Genomic DNA, 25257 nt, shown 5'->3' with positions numbered 1-25257 from the left:
ACACCTGAAGGATGCTCAATGAGCGAAAAATTACAGAAAGTGCTGGCGCGTGCTGGCCACGGTTCACGCCGTGAAATCGAAACGATTATCGAAGCGGGTCGCGTCAGCGTTGACGGCAAAATTGCCAAGCTGGGTGACCGCGTTGAAGTCGTTCCGGGGATGAAGATCCGTCTCGACGGTCATGTGATCTCCGTGAAAGAGTCTGCTGAACAGATTTGCCGCGTGCTGGCTTACTACAAGCCGGAAGGCGAGCTGTGTACACGTAACGACCCGGAAGGCCGCCCAACCGTCTTTGACCGTCTGCCAAAACTGCGCGGTGCGCGCTGGATTGCGGTAGGCCGTCTGGATGTGAACACCTGCGGTCTGCTGCTGTTCACCACCGACGGTGAACTGGCTAACCGCCTGATGCACCCAAGCCGTGAAGTGGAACGTGAATACGCTGTGCGTGTATTCGGCCAGGTTGATGAAAATAAACTGCGTGACCTGTCGCGCGGCGTTCAGCTTGAAGATGGTCCTGCAGCGTTCAAAACCATTAAATTCACCGGTGGTGAAGGGATCAACCAGTGGTATAACGTCACGCTGACGGAAGGTCGTAACCGTGAGGTTCGTCGTCTGTGGGAAGCGGTTGGTGTGCAGGTGAGTCGTCTGATTCGCGTGCGCTACGGTGACATTCTGCTGCCGAAGGGGATTCCGCGCGGTGGTTACACCGAGCTGGATTTGACCCAGACTAACTACCTGCGTGAACTGGTGGAACTGCAGCCAGAAACCACGACCAAAGTGGCGGTTGAAAAAGACCGTCGTCGCGTGAAAGCGAATCAGATTCGTCGCGCGGTGAAACGCCACAGCCAGGTGAGCACCTCTCGCCGCTCTGGCAGCCGTAACAATAACGGCTAAAAATAAACCCGGCGGCTGCCGGGTTTTTCTTTTCTAGTAGTCGATACCAATTTGCGCTTTTATTCCAGCGTCAAACGCATGTTTGACCGGGCGCAGTTCGCTGACCGTATCGGCCAGCTCCAGAATATCCCGATGGCAGCCACGTCCGGTCACAATGACCGTCTGGTGGACAGGGCGATTTTTCAACGCGTCCAGCACCTCTTCCAGGGGCAGATAGTCATACGCCACCATGTAGGTAATCTCATCCAGCAGGACCATATTCAGCGTCGGATCGGCCAGCATCCGTTTTGCGTGTTCCCACACGGCGAGGCAGGCGGCGGTGTCGCTTTCACGGTTTTGCGTGTCCCAGGTAAAACCGGTCGCCATGACCTGAAATTCAACGCCGTGCGGCTCCAGCAGATTACGCTCACCGTTTGGCCATTCGCCTTTGATAAACTGAATCACACCCACTTTCTGACCGTGGCCGACAGCGCGGGTGGCGGTGCCAAAGGCTGCCGTGGTTTTGCCTTTTCCGTTGCCGGTAAACACAATAACAATGCCGCGTTCTTCCTGCGCGGCGGCGACTCGGGCATCGACCTGTTCTTTCAGACGCTGCTGGCGCTGCTGATGGCGTTCTTCACTCATTGCGAAATCCCTGGCTTACGGCCCGGCTGGGCATCAAATGTCATACCGGTTTTACGGCGGCTGTCGTCGCCCATCAGCCAAAGATAGAGCGGCATAATCTCGGCGGGGGTTTTGAGCTTTTGCGGATCTTCCGTGGGGAACGCGCTGGCGCGCATGCCCGTGCGCGTGCCGCCTGGATTAATGCAGTTGACGCGCAGATGGCGGGTCTGATACTCCTCGGCCAGCACCTGCATCATCCCTTCGGTGGCAAACTTAGACGCGGCGTAAGCGCCCCAGTTGGCTCGCCCCTGACGCCCGACGCTGGACGAGGTAAAGATCAGCGATCCGGATTCAGATTTGAGTAATAAAGGAAGCAGCGCCTGGGTGAGGAAAAAGGTGCCGTTAACGTTAACCTGCATCACCTGCTGCCAGATCTGCGGGTCCTGCTCATCCATCGGACGCACTTCTCCGAGCAGACCGGCATTGTGCAGCACACCGTCCAGGCGCGGGTAGTGCGCGGCGATACGCTGTGCAAGCTCCGCGCAGGAGTCCGGCGTACAGGTCAGTAAATCGAGGATATACCAGCGCGGCGTCTCTCCGCTGGCGTCACTAATCTCTTGCGCCACGCGGCGCAGCTTTTCTTCATTCCGACCGAGTAGCACCACCTGCGCGCCGTGGCGGGAGTAGGTGAGTGCCGCTTCACGGCCAATGCCGTCGCTGGCACCGGTCACCAGGATGATGCGGTTTTGCAGTAGATCTTTTTGTGGTTGATAGTGCACGAATACTCCTGTGGCGCATGACGGGCCTGCGGCGCCTGCTTTTCTTTCACTTTTTGGCTTTATGCCCGAAACGGCGGGTGATTTCAATCAGTCTACAGGAGAGAAGGCTTCTGAATTAACAATTTGCAACGATTTCAGCCACAAGAAGACATTCTGGAAAGCGCCTCGCAACGGTATTGTCGTATGCGAGACGCCTGGCAAAGGCTGTTGTACACTGGTCGTGAAAGATTCGTGGTTAAATCAAGGTGGAACACGTGGAATTACTTTCTGAGTACGGTCTGTTTTTGGCCAAAATCGCGACGGTGGTGATCGCTATAGCGGTGATTGCAGTGCTGATCGTGAACCTGACGCAGCGTAAGCGTCAGCGTGGTGAACTGCGCATTACCCGCTTAAGCGAGCAGTATAAGGAGATGCAGGAAGACATGTCGGTGGCGCTGCTGGATGGACATCAGCAGAAACAGTGGCATAAGGCGCAAAAGAAAAAGCTAAAGCTTGAAGCCAAAGCGGCAAAAGTGAAGGCGAAACAGGATCATCAGGAAACAACGAAACCACGGGTCTATGTGCTGGATTTTAAAGGCAGTATGGATGCCCATGAAGTTACTTCACTTCGCGAAGAGGTCACGGCGGTACTGGCGGTCGCAAAACCTCTGGACCAGGTCGTTCTGCGCCTCGAAAGCCCCGGTGGAGTGGTGCATGGCTACGGTCTGGCCGCCTCACAGCTCCAGCGCCTGCGTGAAAAACAGATTCCGCTGACGGTTGCAGTGGATAAAGTCGCAGCCAGCGGTGGCTATATGATGGCCTGTGTGGCCGATAAGATCGTAGCCGCGCCCTTCGCTATTCTCGGCTCGATCGGGGTGGTGGCGCAGATCCCTAACTTTAATCGTTTTCTAAAAAATAAAGAGATCGACATCGAGCTGCACACCGCCGGGCAGTATAAGCGCACCCTGACCTTGCTGGGCGAGAACACGGAAGAGGGCCGACAGAAATTCCGTGAAGATCTCAACGAAACGCATCATCTGTTTAAGGACTTCGTTAAACGGATGCGTCCGTCGCTGGACATCGAGCAGGTAGCGACCGGTGAACACTGGTATGGCCTTCAGGCGCAGGAAAAAGGGCTGGTAGATGAAGTGGGTACCAGCGATGACCTGCTGTTGAGCCTGATGGAGGGCCGTGAGCTAGTGGGCGTACGCTATACTCAACGTAAGAGAATGCTCGACCGCTTCACAAACAGCGCCGCCGAGAGCGCGGACCGCTTGCTGTTGCGTTGGCTACAACGCGGACAAAAACCGCTGCTGTAAACAAAAACGCGAGGCATTTGCCTCGCGTTTCGCGTTAATCGACCAGGTGATATTTCTCTGAGAGCGCATGGGCCAGGTATTTAAACATGTTAAATACCGCCGTGCTCTTAGGGGTGGGTAACCCTTGCTCATCGAGATAGTATTCGCCGCTGAACACCAGCACGCCGTTACGTTGCTCAACGCCGGTGGCTTCGATACCGGCCAGGGTATCTTCGTGTTCACGAATCAGTTTGTTGGCTTCGACAAGCAAAGTCTCACGATCGATAGGTTGGGTATTTTGCTGCATATTCCACTCCTTAAACAGTGGCAATAGTCTACGCCGGACGCGCACCCTGGGCAAATTTTCCCTGTTTTTCGCGGGGCTACGTGCCTGGCGCAAAGCTGGCACGATTTGCTTTTGCATGCTAATAAAGTTGCGTAACAGATTTTATCAGGTAGAGTGTGCGCTTTCGTCATTCTGGCAACAGAATTGCTTGACATTCGACCGAAAGCTCGTCGCATAGTCATTTTGATAAGAGTGAAATGCCCGATAACTCAATCACCTGGACAGGTTCTGCTGTTGTCCGGTAGGAAGAAAGGGGTTGATATCCCCTGGCGTCGTCGCAATATCAACAACGCGTCGCCAGCGGAAGGGAAATCAACATGCGGCGTATTCCTGGAAGAATTAAATTAGGTAAAGGTGAATATGGGTAAAGCTCTCGTCATCGTTGAGTCCCCGGCAAAAGCCAAAACGATCAATAAGTATCTGGGTAATGACTATGTGGTTAAATCCAGTGTTGGTCACATCCGCGATTTGCCGACCAGTGGCTCAGCCAGTAAAAAGAGCGCAGACTCTACCTCCACCAAAGGGGCTAAGAAGCCTAAAAAGGATGAACGTAGCGCGCTCGTCAACCGTATGGGTGTCGATCCCTGGCACGAGTGGGAAGCACAGTACGAAGTGCTGCCCGGCAAAGAGAAAGTCGTTAATGAGCTGAAGCAGCTCGCCGAAAAAGCTGACCACATCTATCTCGCAACCGACCTTGACCGCGAAGGGGAAGCCATTGCATGGCACCTGCGGGAAATCATTGGTGGTGATGAATCACGATACAGCCGTGTCGTGTTTAACGAGATTACAAAGAATGCGATTCGTCAGGCGTTTGAAAAGCCGGGCGAACTGAATATCGATCGTGTAAACGCTCAACAGGCGCGTCGTTTTATGGACCGCGTGGTGGGCTACATGGTTTCGCCACTGCTGTGGAAGAAAATCGCGCGTGGCCTTTCCGCTGGACGTGTTCAGTCCGTAGCGGTGCGTCTGGTCGTCGAGCGTGAGCGCGAAATCAAAGCGTTTGTGCCGGAAGAGTTCTGGGAAATCGACGCGAATGTTGCAACGCCAGGCGGTGATGCACTGCCGCTGCAGGTGACCCACGAAAAAGACAAACCGTTCCGTCCGGTTAATCGCGATCAAACTATGGCGGCGGTTGCGCTGCTGGAAAAAGCCCGTTACCAGGTGCTGGATCGTGAAGACAAACCGACGAGCAGCAAACCGGGCGCGCCTTTCATTACCTCCACGCTCCAGCAGGCGGCCAGTACGCGTCTGGGCTTTGGCGTGAAGAAAACCATGATGATGGCGCAGCGCTTGTATGAAGCGGGTTACATCACTTATATGCGTACCGACTCAACGAACCTGAGCCAGGACGCCGTAAGCATGGTGCGCGACTACATTAGCGATAATTTCGGCAAGAAATACCTGCCGGAAAGCGCTATCCAGTATGCGAGCAAAGAAAACTCTCAGGAAGCGCACGAAGCGATCCGTCCGTCCGATGTGGCTGTCGAATCCGAAGCCCTGAAAGACATGGAAACCGATGCCCAGAAGCTGTATCAGCTGATCTGGCGTCAGTTCGTGGCCTGCCAGATGAACCCGGCGAAATACGACTCTACAACACTGACCGTAGGCGCAGGCGATTTCCGTCTGAAAGCGCGCGGCCGTATCCTGCGCTTTGACGGCTGGACGAAAGTCATGCCAGCACTGCGTAAAGGTGATGAAGATCGTACGCTGCCAGCGGTGAACAAGGGCGATGAGCTTTCGCTGACGGAACTGATCCCGGCCCAGCACTTCACCAAGCCGCCTGCGCGTTTCAGTGAAGCGTCACTGGTGAAAGAGCTGGAAAAACGCGGTATCGGCCGCCCGTCCACCTATGCGTCGATCATCTCGACCATTCAGGATCGTGGCTACGTTCGCGCTGAGAACCGTCGTTTCTACGCTGAAAAAATGGGTGAGATCGTGACAGATCGTCTGGAAGATAACTTCCGCGAGCTGATGAACTACGATTTCACCGCGCAGATGGAAGACCGCCTCGACCAGGTGGCTAACCATCAAGCTGAATGGAAGAAGGTGCTCGACAGCTTCTTCGGCGATTTCACCCAACAACTGGAGAAAGCTGAAAAAGCGCCAGAAGAGGGCGGAATGCAGCCGAACCAGATGGTCCTGACCAGCATCGAATGCCCGACCTGTAGCCGCCAAATGGGTATCCGTACCGCGACTACCGGCGTGTTCCTCGGCTGTTCTGGCTATGCCTTAACGCCGAAAGAGCGCTGCAAAACCACCATCAACCTGGTGCCTGAGAACGAAGTTCTCAACGTGCTGGAAGGTGACGATGCAGAAACCAACGCGCTGCGTGCGAAACGCCGTTGCCAGAAGTGCGGTACGGCGATGGACAGCTACCTGATCGATCCGAAGCGTAAATTGCATGTCTGCGGTAACAACCCGACCTGCGATGGTTACGAAATCGAAGAGGGCGAGTTCCGCATCAAAGGCTATGACGGCCCGATTGTGGAGTGCGAGAAGTGTGGTTCTGAAATGCACCTGAAAATGGGGCGTTTCGGTAAGTACATGGCGTGTACCAACGACGAATGTAAGAACACGCGTAAGATCCTGCGTAACGGCGAAGTGGCTCCTCCTAAGGAAGATCCGGTTCCGTTGCCAGAACTGCCGTGTGAAAAGTCTGACGCATACTTCGTGCTGCGTGACGGTGCTGCGGGCGTGTTCCTCGCCGCCAACACCTTCCCGAAATCGCGTGAAACCCGTGCGCCGCTGGTGGAAGAGCTGTACCGCTTCCGCGACCGTCTGCCAGAGAAACTGCGTTATCTGGCCGATGCGCCGCAGCAGGATCCGGAAGGCAATAAGACCGTTGTCCGCTTTAGCCGTAAAACGAAGCAGCAGTACGTCGCTGCCGAGAAAGAGGGTAAAGCGACCGGCTGGTCTGCATTCTTCGTGGATGGTAAATGGGTTGAAGGTAAGAAATAATCTTTTCTTCCTGTGACTTACCTGAAAGGGCCGGACTTCCGGCCCTTTTTTATTGGTCGTTATTATTTTTTGTTCCGTACTATACACTCGGGCTATAAATGATATAGTGGTTATAGTTAACCCCTTTCTTATTATTAAATCGTCTTAAGCGATTATCCCTGTGCGCTAAATCGGATGGTCAGGCATGAAACTACAACAGCTTCGTTATATCGTTGAGGTGGTCAACCACAACCTTAACGTCTCTTCGACCGCAGAAGGTCTTTATACGTCTCAGCCCGGCATCAGTAAGCAGGTGCGTATGCTGGAAGATGAACTGGGTATTCAGATTTTTGCCCGCAGCGGTAAGCATCTGACGCAGGTCACTCCGGCCGGTCAGGAGATTATTCGTATCGCCCGCGAAGTGTTGTCGAAGGTTGATGCAATTAAATCCGTTGCCGGTGAACACACCTGGCCCGATAAAGGCTCGCTTTATATCGCCACCACCCATACGCAGGCACGTTACGCGCTGCCAGGGGTGATTAAGGGCTTTATCGAGCGTTACCCGCGCGTCTCGCTGCATATGCATCAGGGCTCGCCTACGCAAATCGCGGAAGCGGTCTCAAAAGGTAATGCCGACTTTGCTATTGCAACCGAAGCGCTGCACCTCTATGACGATCTGGTGATGTTGCCTTGCTACCACTGGAATCGTTCGATTGTGGTGACGCCGGAACATCCGCTGGCAGGAAAGGGATCGGTCACTATTGAAGAGCTGGCACAGTACCCGCTGGTGACTTACACCTTCGGCTTTACCGGACGTTCTGAGCTCGACACCGCGTTTAATCGTGCAGGGCTGACGCCGCGCATCGTCTTCACCGCCACCGACGCCGATGTTATCAAGACTTATGTGCGTCTGGGATTAGGCGTGGGGGTGATTGCGAGTATGGCCGTAGACCCGGTCTCTGACCCGGATCTGGTACGCCTTGACGCCCATGATGTCTTTAGCCACAGCACCACCAAAATCGGTTTCCGCCGCAGCACCTTCCTGCGCAGCTATATGTATGATTTCATTCAACGCTTCGCGCCACACTTAACCCGTGATGTGGTGGATACCGCGGTAGCGTTACGGTCGAATGAAGATATTGAAGCGATGTTCCAGGACATTAAGCTTCCGGAAAAATAATCACACCCGGTATCTTTCCTTCCGGAAAGATACCGAAATAATGTCTTAAAGCTAAATTAGAATTATCATCATCCCCATTCTCTGCCGCATATAACCGCATAAACGTTATAAGTTTAGGGTTAAACTGTCGCAAATTTGCGACAAAAGTAGAAAGTAAATTCCCGCTACGCAAATTCCTCGTTTCAATTATTTATTTCTGGTCAAAAGATTAATTAATTCCCTGGAAACGATCGTAAATTCACTGGCTTTTCGACTAAAGTTTCTTTAGGATTTATCTCAACTCATGATTACTTGTACCGATTGTTTGGTATCGAAATGATAAGCGAAGTCGATTGTATGAGGTTAGCAATGCCGTCAGGAAGTGTAGATCCGCAAAGGGACCCAGCGCTTAAGCGTAAAGCCTGGCTGGCGGTATTTCTTGGCTCCGCCCTGTTCTGGGTGGTGGTAGCGTTACTGGTCTGGAAATATTGGGGATAGCGATGGCAGTTCACATGCGTACTGAACCGGTTAAAAAGATGTGTCAGCCAGGTGACAACGGCCATAAAGCACGTAAAGAGCCTGTAACGGTCGTTCCGGCATCCTGGAAGCTCTCCGCACAGCAGCAAGCCTTTATTGATACGTTCGCAGAAGACGAACCCAAAAAACAATAATTGATAATACGGTTAGCCTGCGAATATCAGGTGAGAACCGAGTACTTTTGTACTCTTTAATAAATACACATCAGCAATAAAGAACGGGGAGTACCCCAAGTTACCACAGAAATATAAAGCCTGGTGTCAGATGATGAATACCCTACAAAACATGAAATACTGGTCCTGGATGGGGGCTTTTACCGTATCCGTCCTGTTCTGGGCGCAGCTAATCTGGCTGGCCTTAAACTAAATAGTAAAACCTCGCTCCGGCGAGGTTTTTTGTTTTCATCTCTCTTCATCGATAATCCCGATTTATCAATTCGGGTTGTTATCAAAACGTTACGACATCTTTGTGTTATCTTTAATTACAGCCCCGATGATTGTCGGGGTATCCCTGTCATTAAGGAGGAGCTTATGTCGTTAACCCTACGCGAAGCCAGTAAGGACACGTTGCAAGCCGAGAATAAGACCTATCACTACTACAGCTTGCCGCTGGCCGCCAGGACACTTGGGGACATCGCGCGCTTACCCAAGTCACTGAAAGTTTTACTGGAAAATCTCTTACGCTGGCAGGATGACGAGTCTGTCACTGCCGATGATATCCACGCGCTGGCGGGGTGGCTGAAAAACGCCCACGCCGACCGTGAAATCGCCTATCGTCCGGCGAGGGTATTGATGCAGGACTTCACCGGCGTACCGGCAGTGGTGGATCTGGCGGCGATGCGCGAAGCCGTTAAACGTCTCGGCGGCGATACCGCCAAAGTGAACCCGCTTTCTCCCGTCGATCTGGTGATTGACCACTCCGTCACCGTTGACCATTTTGGCGATGACTACGCTTTCGAAGAGAACGTGCGTCTGGAGATGGAGCGCAACCACGAACGCTATGTATTTTTGAAATGGGGCCAGCAGGCCTTTAGCCGTTTCAGCGTCGTACCGCCCGGCACCGGGATTTGCCATCAGGTGAACCTGGAATATCTGGGTAAAGCGGTGTGGAGTGAGCTGCAGGACAAAGAGTGGATCGCTTATCCCGATACGCTGGTCGGGACCGACTCGCACACCACGATGATCAACGGACTTGGGGTTCTGGGGTGGGGTGTCGGCGGCATTGAAGCCGAAGCCGCGATGCTTGGACAGCCCGTCTCGATGCTGATCCCGGATGTGGTGGGCTTTAAGCTGCTGGGCAAGTTGCGCGAAGGGATTACCGCCACAGACCTGGTGCTGACCGTCACCCAGATGCTGCGTAAACATGGCGTGGTCGGCAAGTTTGTTGAATTCTACGGCGACGGTCTGGACTCTCTACCGCTGGCCGATCGTGCGACCATCGCCAACATGGCACCTGAATACGGCGCGACGTGCGGCTTCTTCCCAATCGATGGCGTGACGCTGGAATATATGCGCCTGAGCGGGCGTAGCGACGAGCAGGTGGCGCTGGTCGAGGCCTATGCCAAAGCACAGGGGATGTGGCGCAATACGGGCGATGAGCCGGTCTTCACCAGCACGCTTGAACTGGACATGAATGAAGTCGAGGCGAGCCTTGCTGGGCCAAAACGCCCGCAGGATCGCGTCGCGCTGCAAAACGTGCCGAAAGCCTTTGCCGCCAGTAACGAGCTGGAACTTAATAACGCGCAAAAAGACCGTCACCCGGTCGATTATGTTATGAACGGGCATCAGTATCAGCTGCCTGACGGTGCAGTGGTCATTGCGGCCATTACCTCCTGTACCAATACCTCCAACCCGAGCGTGCTGATGGCGGCGGGTCTGCTGGCGAAAAAAGCAGTAACGATTGGGCTTAAACGTCAGCCGTGGGTCAAAGCGTCGTTAGCGCCGGGGTCGAAAGTAGTTTCGGACTATCTGGCGAAAGCCAAACTGACGCCATACCTCGACGAGCTGGGCTTTAACCTGGTGGGATATGGATGCACGACCTGTATCGGTAACTCAGGACCGCTACCGGACCCCATCGAGCAGGCGATCAAGCAGGGCGATCTCACGGTGGGTGCCGTGCTTTCGGGTAATCGTAACTTTGAAGGCCGTATTCATCCTTTGGTGAAAACCAACTGGCTGGCCTCTCCGCCGCTGGTGGTCGCCTACGCTCTGGCAGGCAACATGAACATTAATCTGGCCAGCGATCCTCTCGGCCACGATCGGAAAGGCGAGCCAGTGTATCTGAAAGATATCTGGCCGTCGGCGCAAGAAATTGCCCGCGCCGTGGAGCAGGTTTCCACCGAGATGTTCCGCAAGGAGTATGCCGAGGTGTTTGAAGGTACGCCGGAGTGGAAAACCATCGAAGTGGAACGGTCTGACACCTACGGCTGGCAGAGTGATTCCACCTATATCCGACTGTCGCCATTCTTCGATGACATGGAAGCCCAGCCGAAACCGCTGGTCGACATCCAGGGCGCGCGCATTCTGGCGATGCTGGGGGACTCCGTCACCACCGACCACATCTCTCCGGCGGGCAGTATTAAACCCGACAGCCCGGCAGGGCGTTACCTGCAGGGGCGTGGCGTTGAGCGTCGCGACTTTAACTCCTACGGCTCCCGTCGCGGCAACCACGAAGTGATGATGCGCGGTACGTTCGCCAACATCCGTATCCGCAACGAAATGGTGCCGGGTGTTGAGGGCGGAATGACGCGCCATCTTCCTGGTAGCGAAGTTGTGTCGATCTACGATGCAGCGATGAAATATCAGAAGGAAGGCACGCCGCTGGCGGTCATTGCCGGTAAAGAGTATGGCTCTGGCTCAAGCCGTGACTGGGCAGCGAAAGGGCCGCGTCTGCTGGGCGTGCGGGTGGTGATTTCGGAATCCTTCGAACGTATTCACCGCTCGAATCTGATTGGGATGGGGATCCTGCCACTGGAGTTCCCGCAGGGCGTGACGCGTAAAACGCTGGGATTAACGGGGGAAGAGCGGATTGATGTTCGCGATCTGCAGAACCTGAAACCGGGGGCGACCGTTCCGGTACAGCTCACACGCGCGGACGGTAAAACCGAAGTGCTCGATTGCCGCTGTCGTATCGACACGGCGACGGAACTGACCTACTACCAGAATGACGGCATTCTGCACTATGTGATTCGTAATATGCTGAACTAACGGCACTGGCCCGGCGTAAGCCGGGCCAGATTTTTTACTCGCTGAGAAGATGACCCATCTTCGCGGCTTTGGTATCGAGGTAATGCGCATTTTTCGGGTTACGGCCCACAATCAGCGGCACTCGTTCCACGATATTGATCCCGGCTTCGGTAAGGATCTCCACTTTGCGCGGGTTGTTCGTCAGCAGACGCACTTCATCCACGCCCAGCAGTTTGAACATATCCGCACACAGGGTGAAATCGCGTTCATCAGCGGCAAAGCCGAGCTGATGGTTGGCTTCGACGGTATCGTAGCCCTGATCCTGTAGCGCATAGGCGCGGATTTTATTCAGCAGACCAATGTTACGACCTTCCTGGCGATGGTAGAGCAGCACGCCACGGCCTTCTTCGGCGATATGAGAAAGCGCCGCTTCGAGCTGGAAACCGCAATCACAGCGCAGGCTGAACAAGGCATCACCCGTCAGACACTCGGAATGGACACGAGCCAGTACCGGTGTTTGCCCTGAAATGTCGCCAAACACCAGTGCGACGTGGTCCTGTCCGGTTGCCAATTCTTCAAAACCCACCATCAGGAAATCGCCCCATGGGGTTGGCAGATTGGCTTCTGCCACGCGTTTAAGCTGCATGTGATTCTCCAGAGTATGCTGACACGTTTCGTGTCAGTCGCCCTTCGGCTTTAGTATCTCGCTATTTTGCCACAAGCCGACGGCGTTCACCTAGCTGAGGGCATACTATACGGACGTTAAACGCACAATCCGACATTTTCACGAATTGCGATAAATTCAGTTATGATTGTTGAGCTTAGCGAAAAAGGAGAGAACATGCTTTCAATTGCCCGCCGCACGGCTGCCGGTGCCGCCATTTTACTCATTATGCCCGTCGCGGTATGGATTTCGGGCTGGGCCTGGCAACCGGGACATAACAGCGCGTGGCTGAAAGCGCTGTACTGGCTGACGGAAACCGTTACCCAGCCGTGGGGGATCATTACCCACGGGATCCTCTGTGCGTGGTTTTTATGGTGCCTGCGTTTTCGGCTGCGTCCGGCGATCATGCTGTTTGTCATTCTGGGTGGGGCAATCGTCGTTGGCCAGGGGATTAAGTCCTGGGTCAAAGATCACGTCCAGGAGCCGCGCCCCTTTGTGGTCTGGCTTGAAAAAACGCATCATATTCCGGTAGATACCTTCTACAATTTAAAGCGTAAAGAGCGCGGGCATCTGGTGAAAGATCAGCTGGCTGAAGCGCAGGAAATTCCGAAATTTTTACGCAAACACTGGCAAAAAGAGACCGGTTTCGCGTTCCCATCCGGGCATACCATGTTTGCGGCCAGCTGGGCGCTGTTAGCCGTCGGTTTACTCTGGCCGCGTCGTCGTACCGTGACCATTGCGATTTTACTGGTCTGGGCGACGGGCGTAATGGGCAGCCGTCTGCTGCTGGGGATGCACTGGCCGCGGGATCTGGTGGTGGCAACGCTTATCTCATGGCTGCTGGTGACGTTCGCGACCTGGCTTGCGCAACGGCTCTGTGGACCACTGACGCCACCGCCGGAAGAGAACAAAGAGATCGCGCAAAGAGAGCATGAAGAGGGCTGATGGTTGAAATTCGCCGTTTAGCCCACAAATCATCATGGACCCTATCACTTTTTCCGTTTCGCGCTTGCGGCTAAAATGGTAGTTTATAAGGCTGATTGCGGCGAGTTGAACAGACTTTATTCGCTTAAACCACATAACGGGACGTCATGTGAAATATCTACTCATATTCTTACTGGTGTTAGCGATTTTTGTTATTTCGGTCACGCTGGGTGCGCAAAACGATCAACTGGTGACATTCAACTACCTGCTGGCGCAGGGCGAGTATCGCGTATCGAGCTTGCTTGCTGTTTTATTCGCCGCGGGGTTTATCATCGGCTGGCTGGTTTGTGGCCTGTTCTGGCTGAAAGTTCGTGTTTCTCTGGCGCGCGCCGAACGTAAAATCAAACGTCTTGAAAATCAAATTGCGCCTGTGAGCGACGTGCCGGTAAATACTGGTGTGCCGGTCGTGAAGGAATAAACGAATATGCTGGAGTTGTTGTTTCTGCTTTTGCCTGTAGCCGCAGCCTATGGCTGGTATATGGGCCGCAGAAGTGCGCAACAAAATAAGCAGGACGAGGCAAACCGGCTTTCCCGTGACTATGTGGCGGGGGTTAACTTCCTTCTGAGCAACCAACAGGATAAAGCGGTAGACCTGTTCCTCGACATGTTAAAAGAGGATACCGGTACCGTTGAGGCGCATCTCACCCTCGGAAACCTGTTCCGCTCGCGTGGCGAGGTCGATCGCGCCATTCGCATCCACCAGACATTGATGGAAAGCGCTTCTCTCACCTACGATCAACGTCTGCTGGCAGTCCAACAGCTGGGCCGTGATTACATGGCCGCCGGCCTTTACGATCGCGCTGAAGACATGTTCAGTCAGCTGGTGGATGAAACCGATTTTCGCATCAGCGCTTTACAGCAACTCCTGCAAATTTATCAGGCAACCAGCGACTGGCAAAAGGCCATCGATACCGCAGAACGTCTGGTGAAGCTCGGGAAAGACAACCAGCGCGTTGAAATCGCCCATTTCTACTGTGAGCTGGCCTTACAGCAGATGGGTAGCGATGATATGGACAAAGCCATGTCGCTGCTGAAAAAGGGCGCATCTGCCGATCGTAACAGCGCACGTATCTCCATTATGATGGGGCGGGTGTTCATGGCGAAAGGCGAGTTTGGCAAAGCCGTCGAATGCCTTTTGCGGGTGATCGATCAGGATAAAGAGCTGGTCAGTGAAACCCTGGAAATGCTGCAAACCTGTTATCAGCAGCTTGGGCGTCCGGATGAGTGGGTGAGCTTCTTACGTCGCTGCGTCGAAGAGAACACCGGTGCGACGGCGGAGCTGATGCTGGCGGATGTCGTGGAGCAGCACGAAGGCAACGATACCGCCCAGGTCTATATCACCCGTCAGCTGCAGCGTCACCCGACCATGCGCGTCTTCCACAAGCTGATGGACTACCATCTGAACGATGCAGAAGAAGGGCGCGCGAAAGAGAGCCTGATGGTGCTGCGTGACATGGTTGGCGAACAGGTGCGCAGCAAGCCGCGCTATCGCTGCTCAAAATGCGGATTTACCGCCTACACGCTCTACTGGCATTGCCCTTCTTGCCGTGCCTGGTCAACCATTAAGCCGATACGCGGTCTGGACGGGCAGTAATTTTTTAAAACACTGCATGTTAGTTACAACATACTCTTTACGTTTTATGACCTGTTTAACTCCGTGCGGTCTGCCGTCATGCAGGACGGTAAATCGATTCTGTCAATTTCTGACGCCGACAGGTAGAATGCTCGCCGTTTATCTATCCCGCGCCGCTGCGGCGCCCATAGACGAAAAGGGCTGGTCATGACGTCTGTTGCATCCTCTTCTTCCCGCGTAGTTACCGAATCTCCTGTTGTTGTTGCACTCGACTATAACAATCGCGACAGCGCACTCGCGTTTGTCGATCGCATCGACCCACGCGACTGCCGTCTGAAAGTCGGCAAAGAGATGTTCACCCTGTTTGGACCGCAAATCGTGCGCGACCTGCAACAGCGTGGCTTCGAGGTATTTCTCGACCTGAAATTCCATGACATCCCAAACACCACTGCCCACGCGGTAGCAGCTGCGGCTGAACTGGGCGTCTGGATGGTGAACGTGCATGCATCAGGCGGGGCGCGAATGATGACCGCCGCTCGCGAAGCGCTGGTGCCGTTTGGCAAAGACGCACCGCTGCTGATTGCCGTTACCGTACTCACCAGTATGGAAGCGAGTGATTTACGGGATCTTGGCGTGACGTTGTCACCGGCTGAGCACGCTGAACGCCTGGCGCGCCTGGCGCAAAATTGCGGGCTGGATGGCGTGGTCTGTTCCGCTCAGGAAGCCGTGCGTTTCAAAGCTGAACTGGGACAGGCATTCAAACTGGTTACTCCGGGCATTCGTCCTCAGGGCAGTGATGCGGGCGATCAGCGCCGTATCATGACGCCAGAGCAGGCGCTGGCGGCAGGCGTTGACTATATGGTGATTGGTCGTCCGGTCACGCAATCTGCCGATCCGGCGCTAACCTTAAAAGCAATTAATGCATCTCTGGGTAAGGGGGCGTAATGAGCGATTCTAACAGTCGTCTGGTCTATTCGACGGACAGTGGCCGTATCGATGAGCCAAAAGTGGCCGTGCAGCGTCCGAAGGGCGATGGCATTGTGCGCATCCAGCGTCAGACCAGTGGTCGTAAGGGCAAAGGCGTCTGCCTGATCACCGGCATTGACGAGGATGACGCAGCGCTGGCAAAACTGGCCGCAGAGCTGAAAAAGCGATGCGGATGCGGGGGCGCGGTCAAAGACGGCGTAATCGAAATTCAGGGCGACAACCGCGAGTTAATTAAGACACTGCTCGAAGCCAAAGGGATGAAAGTCAAACTGGCAGGGGGCTAAAATAATAAGCCACGGTATTTACCGTGGCTTTTTTCTTGGTGCGTAAGTCAGAAAATTGCGTTCTGAATTAATCAAATCAAACAGTGGCTATTTAATATATCTTATTTACCGACCTGATGGCCGATAACACCACCTACGGCGGCACCACCTAATGTACCCAGCGTGCTACCATCGGTTAAGACTGCACCACCGAGAGCACCGGCACCTGCCCCGATCGCGGTGTTACGGTCACGTTTAGACCAGTTAGAACATGCGCTCAGAGACATTGCGAGGGTTACTGCCAAAACAGCTGCGGCTAATTTTTTGCTGGTTAAATTCATCATACTTTCTCCTGAATTATTGATTCACGGAAATAAGCTATCTGTAAGTATAGTCAAATGAATACTTCAGCGTCATATTCCATGAAACCTGGTCGCGCAGGTGTTACACAATCACGCAGGTGATAGTCACTTCCTGTTATATCGCTAATAGTAATTTTAAGTTTTTGGTATCGAAACGACAGGTAAATAATCTTAAAGGGATGTTCAGAATTATCTCAGATGCCAGAATAGGCTATGCGCCCGCAAAGACGGGCGCAGGAGAGGGTCAGCCAGAGTGTTTGACGATATCGACGGTCAAGCCGTCGCGCTGCAGTTGCTCGCGGTGCGCATCGCTCAGACGTTCATCGGTAATGACACGGCTAAAGCGGGAGATCGGCCCCATCATATAGGGATGCACCGCGCCAAATTTCGAGCTGTCTGTCAGCACAATGGCTTCACAGCCTTTTTCCAGAACCGCGTTTACCACATCGGAACGCATCATATCGCGGCCGGTAAAGCCGGTTTCCGGCTGCCAGCCGTCAATCCCGATAAAGGCCTTGCTGAAGTGAACCTGCTGAACATACTGACGCGTCAGCGGCCCGACCATGCTTTCGCTTTTTTTCTGGTAGATACCGCCCAGCAGAATCACCTCGCATCGCGTCTCTTTCAGCAGATGGGCGATATAGCTGCTCACGGTAATGATCGTGATGTCTTTCTGCTCCGCGAGTGTACGGGCCAGCAGGGCGTTGCTGCTGCCGTTCTCGATAAACACGGTTTCACCGTTGTTGACCAGCGAGGCGGCAAACTCCGCCAGTTCACGCTTTAGCGCGAAATTGGTCATCATGCGCGTTTCAACGTCTTCACTGTCCAGCGGTACGGCGTAACCGTGAGCACGGCGCAGATAACTCTGTTTTTCAAGCAGATTCAGATCCTGACGAATAGTGACCTCTGAAACGCCGGTCGTTTTGGCCAGCTCGACGACACTCACGCGTCCTTTGTCGATCACCATCTGCAGAATGATTTGTTGTCGGGAATTCATAGCATCCATATAAACGCGGCGAGCGCCGCGGGTTGAAAGTACGACAAAACGAAAAAGGGGTAAAGGTTACACTTCCCAGGGGGCTTTAGACGGGTCGGGATCGGGCGAATGGCCCATACCGTTCTGCGCCAGTAATTCAGATTTCAGGATCTCAAGATTACGGATCGCGGAGTGGTAATCGCCAGCGACCAGAATATCCAGCACCGTATCAATACGTTGTGCCACTCTCTGCGCGTCAACTTCAGACATCATCTCACCCTCAGAACGAAAAGTTAATAATTTCAATGATGCAGAAATTGCTTCCAAAAGAGAAGGGAAAAAATGCACTAACCAAATTACATAAATGAAAGTGATAAATTTATCCCTCCGCATACAGACGAGTTGGGTGGTGGATTAGTCTAAAACTGCGCGCAAGGCGCTTTTTTATATGAGGAATTAGACTATGACAGTCATCAACCAAGCAACCTGCAAACTGTTCACCGATCCTGAACGTTTTACCCAACTCGCTGGCTATTACGAGGAGGAGCGGCGCACCGTATGGATGCTGCTACGCGCCCAGCCGCGTCCTTGCTTTAATCACGCATTAATTGAGGAGATCATGAATATGTCCTGGCTGGTGCGGCAATCCGGTTTTGCCGTCGATTTCTGGGTTACCGGATCACTGGTTCCGGATATGTACAACACGGGAGGGGATTTACGCTTCTTTGTGGAGTGCATTCAAAACGGACGCCGCGAAGCGTTACGCGCCTACGCTCGCGCCTGCGTCGATTGCGTTCACGCGGCGTCGCGCGGGTTTGATACAGGCGCCATCACGCTGGCGATGGTGGAGGGCAGCGCGCTCGGCGGGGGATTTGAGGCCGCGCTGGCACACCATTTTGTGCTGGCGCAGCGCGATGCGCGGCTGGGCTTTCCGGAAATTGCTTTTAACCTATTCCCCGGCATGGGCGGATATTCGCTGGTCGCCCGCCGCGCAGGCATGAAGCTGGCCGAGGAGCTGATCTACCGAGGCGAGTCGCACACGGCGGAGTGGCACGAGCAATTTGGTCTGGTGGATGTGTTGTTTGAGCCGGGGCAGGGATACGTATCGACACGCACGTTCATCGATACCTTACAGCCGAAGCTGAACGGCGTTCGGGCAATGCTTCGCGCCCGTCAGCGTGTACTGCGGCTGCCACGCAGTGAGTTAATGGATATCACTGAGGACTGGGTGGATGCGGCGTTCTGCCTGGAGTCGAAAGACATTGCTTATATGGAACGTCTGGTGATGCTGCAAAACCGTCATAATGCGGCGGGCATGCGCAAAGCCAGTTAACGCATTTTCTTCGCCTGATAACGCTTGAGCCAGCGCTCGAATGCGGCAGCGGGCATCGGCTTAGCAAACAGAAAACCCTGCCGTTCGTTGACGCCGTTCTTGGTCAGAAAGGCGTCTTCTTTCGCGCTCTCCACACCTTCGGCGATGACCTGTAAATTCAGCGCCTGAGCCACGGCCACAATGGCGCGCACCAGCGACTGTGAAATCGACTGCTTATGGATATCGCGCACAAACACCTGGTCGAGCTTAATGGCGTCAATCGGGAAGCGGGCCAGCTGGGACAGGGAGGAATACCCGGTGCCAAAGTCATCAAGGTGAATTTGTGCCCCCAACTGACTGAACTGTTGGATCACCGACAGCGCCAGCTCCTCGTTTTCAATCAGGCAGCTTTCCGTCAGTTCCACATCAATCGGGCAGTATTCGAAATGAAGATCTTTCAGCGCCTGCTTGAGATCGCTGAAGATCGTCTGGTCCGCGAGCTGTCGCGCAGAGACGTTCACCGCCACCCGCAGGTTGATGCCTTTATCACGCCATTTCGCGACCTGACGCACCACGTCGAGCATGACCCAGCGCCCGAGGGGGACAATCAGCCCCGACTCTTCGGCGTAGGAGATAAACTCCAGCGGCGGGATCAGCCCGCGCTCTGGCGACTGCCAGCGCACCAGCGCCTCAAGGCTGCGCACTTCGCCGCGCCAGGTTATTTTCGGCTGGTAGTGAATCAGCAGCTGATCGTTATCCAGCGCTTTGCGCAGGTTCGTATCCAGCCACAGGTATTCGAATACCCGCTGGTTCATTTCTGGCGAGAAGACGCAGAACTTGCCGCGTCCGCTCTCTTTGGCCGTGTACATCGCCGTATCGGCGTTGCGAATAATGCTTTCGCGATCGGTGCCGTGCTGCGGCGCCAGGGAGATCCCCAGCGAACAGCCGGTGTAGATTTCGATAAGACCGATGCGGAAGGGCTGGCGCAGACGCGTCAGGATGCGCGAAGCCATCGCCTCAAGGGTGCTTTGTGAGGTGTTGGTCGCCAGCACGATAAACTCATCGCCGCCGAGACGCGCCAGCACCTGGCCCTCTTCCAGACAGCTTAAAATCGCAAGGGCGACCGCCTGCAGCAGCTGATCGCCAAACATATGCCCGTAGGCATCGTTCACTTTTTTAAAGTTATCGAGATCGAGATACACCACGCCGACCTGAGCCTCGCCGCGCGTATCGATCGCGTCGCTGATCAGCTCATGAATGGCGTTGCGGTTGGGGAGGCCGGTAATGGTGTCGGTATTGGCCAGCACGCGCAGACGCTCCTGCGCGCGGCGTTCTTCAGTGATATCCGTGCCGGAACAGATAAGAAAAATTTCATTTTTCCCGCTGCCGCTGTGGACGAATTTGTTTCTGAACAGAAACAATCGTTGGCCTTTTCGGGTCTTGATCCAGCGCTCGACTTCGTAAGAACTGCCGTTACGGAAAAAACCGGAAATATTTCGTTTAGATGCTGCCGCTTCGCTGCGGCTCATGAACAGCTTAAAGACGTTTTGCCCGATCACTTCCTGCTCTTTCATGCCGGTATATTCTTCGCTCAGACGATTAAAGCGCTGAATATTGCCCTGCTGATCGAGGATCACAATTACCGAGTTAGCTTCAGAAACCACCTGTTCGGCAAAGGATAACCCCTGTACCAGGTCGCGAGCGACGGAAGGGGTGTCGTTCCAGGCAGAGGCCGTACCTGCCCACTCTTTTTTGTTGATTTTGCGCCCCACCAGATGGACGGGAACATCGGAGCCGTACAGGGAAAGGGTCAGGGTGATGCTGGAGGTAATAACGGTGAGCTGACGAATCAGTTCTGCTTGATCATCGCTTAAGGCGATGACCTGGGTCGTGTCCGAGTTTTCACTGGCGGCGAGATGGAGAGCATTACTGTCCGCTGTAAGACGCCACCAGGGGCTGTGTGTGCCCATGTAACGAAACAGCAAATTATGCTCCAGATCGTCAATCATGTTTTCTCCCGGACCTGCTCAATGGCGCAAAATTATGCATTTGCATTCGACTTTTCCGTAGTGACACAGCGGCATAACCGAGCTGAACTTATTGTTTTTCCCTACATTCTTATATTAAAACGAGAAGTGATAAAAAGGATACACGTGGATAAAAATTCCCGTAACCAAAGATGACGGTCTTCTTTTACTGTAGATAATTGTGATTGTTTTTGTGGGCTTCGAGAGGAATATATTAAGAAAAAGTGATGAATACACGATTTAGCAAGGGAAGAAAAATGTCGGCGTTCCCAAAAAGAAACCGCCGACATATTTAAGGCTTATCAGGCAACAGGGCGCGCGATAATACTGCGGGTTTCCATGCGCACTTCAGCAATATTGACATCAATCACATCGGTGACTTTGTAAACTGTCTCACCTTTGATCTGCACCGCGCCATTTTCCTGGCTGCAGGTCAGTTCATCGCGAACCGCATGCAGGAACGGGGCAGGGATAAAGGCAACGGCGCCATTGTCCACCAGACGCACGCGCATACCGCCGCGGCTAACGTCAATGATCTCTGCCGCAAAACGGGTCTCCGTTCCGGCTTTATCATTCAGGAAGCGTGCGTACAGCCAGTCACCGACATCGCGTTCAGCCATGCGGTTCAGGCGGCGTCGCTCTGCCATCTGGATGGTTGTCTCATCCTGTGGACGGGCGATGGTTTCACCCTTGATGATCGCTTTCAGCAGACGGTGGTTCACCATGTCGCCGTATTTACGAATCGGTGAGGTCCAGGTCGCGTAAGCGTCGAGACCGAGGCCAAAGTGCGGGCCAGGTTCGGTGCTGATTTCGGCGAAGGACTGGAAGCGACGGATGCGGCTGTCAAGGAAACCAGACGGCTGCGCGTCCAGTTCACGGCGCAGTTTGCAGAAGCCATTCAGCGTCAGCACTTCCTGCGGATCGACGTATACGTCATGCGTTTTCAGCAGGGCAGCCAGCGCTTCGGTGTTCGCCGGATCAAAACCGGTATGAACGTTGTAAATGCCAAAGCCTAATTTGTCGCGCAGCACACGGGCGGCACAAATGTTGGCGGCAATCATCGACTCTTCAACGATGCGGTTAGCGATACGACGCGGTTCAGCAACGATATCCAGCACTTCGCCTTTTTCGCCCAGTACAAAGCGGTAATCCGGACGATCTTTAAACACCAGCGCATGGGTTTTACGCCATTCGCCACGGCTCAGGCAGAGGCGCTGCAGCAGGGTAATTTGCTGAGCAATCGCTTCGCTTTCCGGCTTCCAGCTGCCGGTGTTCTCCAGCCAGTCGGAGACATCGTCATACGCCAGCTTCGCTTTGGATTCGATGGTCGCGGCGAAGAATTCGATATCGTCTTCAATCGTGCCGTCTGCGGCAACGGTCATGCGACAGGCGAGTACCGGACGGACTTCATTCGGACGTAGAGAGCAGAGATCGTCGGAGAGTTCACGCGGCAGCATCGGGATATTGAAGCCCGGCAGATAGTTCGTGAACGCGCGAATTTTCGCTGAGTCGTCCAGCTTGCTGCCTTCAGCAATCCAGGCGGTCGGATCGGCAATCGCGACGGTCAGGTGCAGTTTGTCGTCACTGCCTTCTTCGATATACAGCGCATCATCCATGTCCTGGGTGCTGGCGCTGTCGATAGTGACAAAGTTCAGGGCGGTCAGATCGCGACGCGCCAGGCCTTCATCCATCATCTCGGTCGCAACGCCGTTTGGCGCCTCTTTTTCCAGATTATGACGGGCAAGCGTTACCCACCACGGCACGAAATGATCGTCGCTGTAGGTAATAAAATGAGTCAGTTCTGCGTAGAAACCGCGATCGCCTTTCAGCGGATGGCGACGCATCTGGGCAACGGCCCAGTCACCTTCTTTAAAATCGTGTTCAACGCCGCGTTCTGCGCGGCAAGGGATAGCATCTTTGAGCAGCGGATGGTCCGGCACAATAGACAGACGATCGTCTTTGCGATGCACTTTACCGACAAAACGGGTCAGGAAAGGTTCGATCAATTCTTCTGGCTCGGCGGATTCACGATCTTTTTCGGTGTGAATCACTGCCGTCACACGATCGCCGTGCATCACTTTTTTCATCTGCGGAGGCGGGATGAAATAGCTTTTCTGTGCATCGACTTCCAGGAAGCCAAAGCCCTTTTCCGTGGCTTTTACCACCCCTTCAGCGCGTGGCGTCTGGGAATGCAGTTGCTGTTTAAGCTGCGCTAGCAGCGGGTTGTCCTGAAGCATAGTGTTCTATTTTCGTGGCCATTGAGCGGCTGACAGTTTTACGCGAATCTCACTGCTACAGCAAGCGCATTTAGGGATTGTGCAGGGTTATTGGCCCTTGCTTAGGGCGATTTTCAGGCGGTTAATCCAGCCCAAAAAAGCACTCCAGGTCAGTAAATGGATGGCGTCGACGGCGGGAATACCCTCTTCAATAAGAGGGGAAAATTGCGCGGCGCTAAAGCGATCGGGAGAGCGGCTCAACAGTTCGGTCGCGGCAAGCACAGACGCCAGCGCGCGATAGCGCGAATTTGCCGCGTACATATCGCTTTGCAGGAATTCACCCACACATTCGAGCAGCGCCGGTTCGTGGCACAGGACTGGCGTTAATTCACGTAACAGCGGCTCTGCCTGCCAGCGGGAGAGCGATTCCAGCTGCTGAGCGGTAGCATAACGTAACTCTACGCCCGGGAAAATCGGCTCCCACGCGTTCATATCCACATCAGGAATCAGCGCATGCGGCGGAATATGGTGCCCAGGCAGCCAGCGCACAGGGTGCCCCAGCAGTGCCTGAAATGCCGCTACCACGCGGGCCTGAAAACCGATAAAGCCAATAATCTGATTGATGACAATGACGTCGTAGGTCGTCAGGCCGACCTCATCGAGCTGCAGCTGCGCTTTGCCATCGATAATATCCGGCGAACTGGCCAGCTGGCGGGCGTACTGGGTGATTTGGGCGAGGCGTTGATTACTTTCACGCGAGGAGTCAGGGCCGGGAAGTGGGGCGAGCAGAGCGGCATAGTGGTTACACAGTCGCTGAACACCACAGGCCTGCGCCACGGTCAACGCGGTGCTCAGGCGGTCATAGGCGCTGAGCGTGTGCAGGCGATTCACCGCGATATGCAACGGGAACAGTAAGTTGCACAGCGCACGCGCCGGTTTCAGCCAGCTTTCGCACGGGGTCACAATCTCTGTGGGCAAGGCTAAATCGAGCAGAAAACGATCGTCGACATGAGCGGCCTCGGGAACCAGCGGCAAAACATCATCCCGACAGTGATTTGTCTGGGTCTCGTGATACCAGTGGCCTTTGCCGGTAAAGCGGCGTTGTTCCATGTGCGTTCCTTGATCTCAAATGGCGATCAATATCCTGGCGCATGGCTTTCAGTGCGAAAAATATTGTTAGGTGATAACAAATAGCGGAACGGAATAACGACGGGGAAAAGGGCGGTTCTGGCGGGAGAAACACTCTCTTCCCTTGCGGGAAGAGAGTGAAACACTTATTTGATTTCCAGCTCGTTCATTGCCGCGATGTTGAAACCGCCGTCAACGTGAACCACTTCGCCGGAAATACCCGCAGAGAGGTCAGAGCACAGGAAGGCTGCGGAGTTACCCACGTCTTCGATGGTGACGGTACGACGAATCGGCGTAACCGCTTCGCAATGCGCCAGCATTTTACGGAAATCTTTGATACCGGATGCCGCCAGCGTACGGATTGGGCCAGCAGAGATACCGTTAACACGCACGCCTTCAGGACCCATCGCGTTCGCCATGTAGCGCACGTTAGCTTCCAGAGAGGCTTTCGCCAGGCCCATCACGTTGTAGTTAGGGATAGCGCGCTCAGCACCCAGGTAGGACAGGGTCAGCAGAGCGGAGCCTGGGTTCAGCATGGTGCGGCAGGATTTAGCCATCGCCACAAAGCTGTAAGAGCTGATGTCGTGAGCGATTTTGAAGCCTTCACGGGTTACCGCATTCACGTAGTCGCCGTCCAGCTGATCGCCCGGTGCAAAACCGATTGAGTGAACGAAGCCGTCGAATTTCGGCCAGACTTTTGAAAGCTCAGCAAACATGCCATCGATGCTTTCGTCTTGTGCAACGTCGCATTCCAGAATGATGCTGGAACCCAGCTGCGCGGCGAACTCTTCAACGCGGCCTTTCAGCTTGTCGTTCTGGTAGGTGAACGCCAGCTCAGCGCCTTCGCGGTGCATAGCCTGTGCAATGCCGTAGGCGATGGACAGTTTGCTGGCAACGCCAGTCACCAGAATGCGCTTACCGGAAAGAAAACCCATAGCTTAGATCCTTATATTCATTGTTATGGCGAACGCCCTCTCATCGTGGCGATCGTCGTTAAAACGCGGCGATAATAGCACGTGTCGCGTTCAGAGTTAATCCGACCACTTTA

25 protein-coding genes are annotated in these 25257 nt (G+C 54.3%); 14 read left to right on the top strand and 11 right to left on the bottom strand.

Features of this window, described 5'->3' with window-relative positions; translation table 11 throughout:
• The first annotated feature begins 18 nt into the window (after nucleotides 1–18).
• Nucleotides 19–894: a 23S rRNA pseudouridine(2605) synthase RluB gene (rluB, locus tag C0560_RS11530; RefSeq protein ID WP_100779964.1), complete on the top strand. Its 876-nt coding sequence runs from the start codon at nucleotides 19–21 to the stop codon at nucleotides 892–894.
• Nucleotides 895–927: 33 nt separating this feature from the next.
• Here rluB and cobO read toward each other — a convergent pair whose 3' ends face one another.
• Together cobO and C0560_RS11520 are read right to left on the bottom strand one after the other, a co-directional pair.
• Nucleotides 928–1518 (bottom strand): cob(I)yrinic acid a,c-diamide adenosyltransferase, encoded by a 591-nt coding sequence (gene cobO, locus C0560_RS11525; protein WP_100779965.1) that lies wholly within the window; start codon nucleotides 1516–1518, stop codon nucleotides 928–930.
• Nucleotides 1515–2276, bottom strand: a complete 762-nt coding sequence (locus tag C0560_RS11520; RefSeq protein WP_231275723.1) for a YciK family oxidoreductase — start codon at nucleotides 2274–2276, stop codon at nucleotides 1515–1517. Before C0560_RS11520 ends, cobO begins: the two co-directional genes overlap by 4 nt.
• A 254-nt stretch (nucleotides 2277–2530) precedes the next feature.
• Here C0560_RS11520 and sohB point away from each other — a divergent pair, with 254 nt between their 5' ends.
• Nucleotides 2531–3574 (top strand): protease SohB, encoded by a 1044-nt coding sequence (gene sohB, locus C0560_RS11515; protein WP_248858578.1) that lies wholly within the window; start codon nucleotides 2531–2533, stop codon nucleotides 3572–3574.
• 34 nt (nucleotides 3575–3608) lie between these two features.
• Here the strand turns inward: sohB and C0560_RS11510 are convergent, their stop codons facing one another.
• A complete protein-coding gene (locus C0560_RS11510; RefSeq protein ID WP_100779968.1) occupies nucleotides 3609–3860 on the bottom strand; it encodes a YciN family protein in 252 nt (83 codons plus the stop codon).
• Nucleotides 3861–4259: 399 nt separating this feature from the next.
• On the opposite strand from C0560_RS11510, the gene topA reads away from it, so the two are divergent.
• From topA to acnA, 6 genes are all read left to right on the top strand, one after another.
• Complete coding sequence (gene topA / locus C0560_RS11505) at nucleotides 4260–6857, top strand: type I DNA topoisomerase (RefSeq protein ID WP_100779969.1); 2598 nt, start codon at nucleotides 4260–4262, stop codon at nucleotides 6855–6857.
• A 184-nt stretch (nucleotides 6858–7041) separates the two neighbouring features.
• The gene (gene cysB / locus C0560_RS11500; protein WP_095282217.1) at nucleotides 7042–8016 is read left to right on the top strand and encodes an HTH-type transcriptional regulator CysB; all 975 of its coding nucleotides are present in this window, start codon (nucleotides 7042–7044) and stop codon (nucleotides 8014–8016) included.
• 336 nt (nucleotides 8017–8352) lie between these two features.
• Nucleotides 8353–8493 carry a YmiA family putative membrane protein gene (locus C0560_RS11495; RefSeq protein ID WP_248858577.1) on the top strand — a complete coding sequence of 47 codons (141 nt, stop codon included), beginning with the start codon at nucleotides 8353–8355 and terminating at the stop codon, nucleotides 8491–8493.
• Nucleotides 8494–8507: 14 nt separating this feature from the next.
• A complete protein-coding gene (locus C0560_RS11490) occupies nucleotides 8508–8666 on the top strand; it encodes a hypothetical protein (RefSeq protein ID WP_164971785.1) in 159 nt (52 codons plus the stop codon).
• A 133-nt stretch (nucleotides 8667–8799) separates the two neighbouring features.
• Nucleotides 8800–8898 (top strand): small membrane protein YmiC, encoded by a 99-nt coding sequence (gene ymiC / locus C0560_RS11485; protein ID WP_331251887.1) that lies wholly within the window; start codon nucleotides 8800–8802, stop codon nucleotides 8896–8898.
• Nucleotides 8899–9062: 164 nt separating this feature from the next.
• The gene (gene acnA / locus C0560_RS11480) at nucleotides 9063–11738 is read left to right on the top strand and encodes an aconitate hydratase AcnA (protein WP_248858576.1); all 2676 of its coding nucleotides are present in this window, start codon (nucleotides 9063–9065) and stop codon (nucleotides 11736–11738) included.
• A gap of 34 nt (nucleotides 11739–11772) precedes the next feature.
• Here acnA and ribA read toward each other — a convergent pair whose 3' ends face one another.
• The gene (gene ribA, locus C0560_RS11475; RefSeq protein ID WP_100779972.1) at nucleotides 11773–12363 is read right to left on the bottom strand and encodes a GTP cyclohydrolase II; all 591 of its coding nucleotides are present in this window, start codon (nucleotides 12361–12363) and stop codon (nucleotides 11773–11775) included.
• A 195-nt stretch (nucleotides 12364–12558) separates the two neighbouring features.
• Between ribA and pgpB the strand changes: the two genes are divergently transcribed.
• From pgpB to yciH, 5 genes are all read left to right on the top strand, one after another.
• Nucleotides 12559–13326, top strand: a complete 768-nt coding sequence (gene pgpB / locus C0560_RS11470) for a phosphatidylglycerophosphatase B (protein WP_248858575.1) — start codon at nucleotides 12559–12561, stop codon at nucleotides 13324–13326.
• Nucleotides 13327–13474: 148 nt separating this feature from the next.
• Entirely contained in the window at nucleotides 13475–13783 is a 309-nt protein-coding gene (locus C0560_RS11465) for a LapA family protein (protein ID WP_100779974.1), read from the top strand.
• Nucleotides 13784–13789: 6 nt separating this feature from the next.
• Nucleotides 13790–14959 carry a lipopolysaccharide assembly protein LapB gene (gene lapB, locus C0560_RS11460; RefSeq protein ID WP_100779975.1) on the top strand — a complete coding sequence of 390 codons (1170 nt, stop codon included), beginning with the start codon at nucleotides 13790–13792 and terminating at the stop codon, nucleotides 14957–14959.
• 186 nt (nucleotides 14960–15145) lie between these two features.
• Nucleotides 15146–15883, top strand: coding sequence for an orotidine-5'-phosphate decarboxylase (gene pyrF, locus C0560_RS11455; protein WP_248858574.1), 738 nt, complete (start codon nucleotides 15146–15148; stop codon nucleotides 15881–15883).
• Nucleotides 15883–16209, top strand: coding sequence for a stress response translation initiation inhibitor YciH (yciH, locus tag C0560_RS11450; protein WP_123427728.1), 327 nt, complete (start codon nucleotides 15883–15885; stop codon nucleotides 16207–16209). Before pyrF ends, yciH begins: the two co-directional genes overlap by 1 nt.
• Before the next feature lie 101 nt (nucleotides 16210–16310).
• Here yciH and osmB read toward each other — a convergent pair whose 3' ends face one another.
• The 3 genes from osmB to C0560_RS11435 form a co-directional block, all read right to left on the bottom strand.
• Nucleotides 16311–16529: an osmotically-inducible lipoprotein OsmB gene (osmB, locus tag C0560_RS11445; protein ID WP_100780870.1), complete on the bottom strand. Its 219-nt coding sequence runs from the start codon at nucleotides 16527–16529 to the stop codon at nucleotides 16311–16313.
• 265 nt (nucleotides 16530–16794) lie between these two features.
• Complete coding sequence (locus tag C0560_RS11440; RefSeq protein WP_123427730.1) at nucleotides 16795–17547, bottom strand: DNA-binding transcriptional regulator YciT; 753 nt, start codon at nucleotides 17545–17547, stop codon at nucleotides 16795–16797.
• A 66-nt stretch (nucleotides 17548–17613) separates the two neighbouring features.
• On the bottom strand, nucleotides 17614–17796 hold the full coding sequence (locus C0560_RS11435; RefSeq protein WP_100779979.1) for a hypothetical protein: 183 nt from the start codon (nucleotides 17794–17796) through the stop codon (nucleotides 17614–17616).
• 193 nt (nucleotides 17797–17989) lie between these two features.
• Here C0560_RS11435 and C0560_RS11430 point away from each other — a divergent pair, with 193 nt between their 5' ends.
• A complete protein-coding gene (locus C0560_RS11430) occupies nucleotides 17990–18859 on the top strand; it encodes a crotonase/enoyl-CoA hydratase family protein (protein ID WP_102103841.1) in 870 nt (289 codons plus the stop codon).
• Here the strand turns inward: C0560_RS11430 and pdeR are convergent.
• The 4 genes from pdeR to fabI all read right to left on the bottom strand — a co-directional run bounded on the left by pdeR (nucleotide 18856) and on the right by fabI (nucleotide 25144).
• Nucleotides 18856–20847, bottom strand: coding sequence for a cyclic di-GMP phosphodiesterase (gene pdeR, locus C0560_RS11425; RefSeq protein ID WP_123427732.1), 1992 nt, complete (start codon nucleotides 20845–20847; stop codon nucleotides 18856–18858). The genes C0560_RS11430 and pdeR overlap by 4 nt on opposite strands.
• 320 nt (nucleotides 20848–21167) lie before the next feature.
• Entirely contained in the window at nucleotides 21168–23102 is a 1935-nt protein-coding gene (locus C0560_RS11420; protein ID WP_248858572.1) for an exoribonuclease II, read from the bottom strand.
• 87 nt (nucleotides 23103–23189) lie between these two features.
• A complete protein-coding gene (locus C0560_RS11415) occupies nucleotides 23190–24191 on the bottom strand; it encodes a CMD domain-containing protein (protein WP_248858570.1) in 1002 nt (333 codons plus the stop codon).
• 164 nt (nucleotides 24192–24355) lie between these two features.
• Nucleotides 24356–25144 (bottom strand): enoyl-ACP reductase FabI, encoded by a 789-nt coding sequence (gene fabI, locus C0560_RS11410; RefSeq protein WP_100779984.1) that lies wholly within the window; start codon nucleotides 25142–25144, stop codon nucleotides 24356–24358.
• Nucleotides 25145–25257: the final 113 nt, after the last annotated feature.

The organism is Lelliottia sp. AC1 (genome assembly GCF_023278595.1).
Taxonomy (GTDB): Bacteria; Pseudomonadota; Gammaproteobacteria; order Enterobacterales; family Enterobacteriaceae; genus Enterobacter; species Enterobacter nimipressuralis.
This window is presented reverse-complemented; position numbering and strand designations above follow the sequence as displayed.